Genomic DNA, 712 nt, shown 5'->3' on the forward strand with positions numbered 1-712 from the left:
CCGTTCCGGGGCACGGGGGAGCGGCGCGAACCCGTGCTCGGGCGGGCCTTCGCGCGCGCCGACGCCCCGCCCCCGGCCGCGTCCGGTCCCGTACCCGCCGTGGACGAGAGCGCGCCGCGCAGTGGCTGGGACCTCGTGTGGGTCGGGCGGATCGAGCCCGCCAAGGACCTGCACACGCTCCTGCGCGCCTTCACGACGGTGCACGAGGCGGAGCCGCGCGCCACGCTGCGGCTCGTCGGCACCGCCGAGGACGACGCGGCCCGCGCCTACCTCGACTCCTGCCGCGCCCTCACCGCCGCTCTCTTCCCCGCCGACCCCGCCGGGCGCCCCTGCCCGGTCCGCTTCGACCTGGACGCGGGAGAGGAGGGGCACGGGGCGGGGGCCGGGACCGGAGCCGCGACGCCTGAGCCCGCGTTGGGCTCCGCGTCCGGCTTCGAGTCCGCGCCCGGCTCCGGGTCCGCGTCCGGCTCCGCCTCCGGTCTCGATCTCGCCGAGGTCTACGCGGGTGCCGACGCCGTCGTCCTCTCCAGCACCGCCGAAGGCTTCCCCATCAGCCTCGTCGAGGCCATGTTCTGCGCCCGCGCCACCGTCTCCACCGACGTCGGCGCCGTGCTCGAAGTCGTCGGGGGCACCGGCGTCGTCGTCCCGCCGCGCGATCCCGCCGCGCTCGCCGCCGCCTGCCTCGGGCTGCTCCGCGACCCCGAGCACCGCG

General features: G+C 78.4%; 1 protein-coding gene. It reads left to right on the forward strand.

What is annotated here, in order from left to right; translation table 11 throughout:
* A partial coding sequence (locus G3I42_RS36755) for a glycosyltransferase (protein WP_164291977.1) occupies window positions 1–712 on the forward strand: 712 nt, incomplete at both ends.

Origin of the sequence: Streptomyces sp. SID11385, from assembly GCF_010548245.1 — a bacterium.
Lineage (GTDB): Bacteria > Actinomycetota > Actinomycetes > Streptomycetales > Streptomycetaceae > Streptomyces.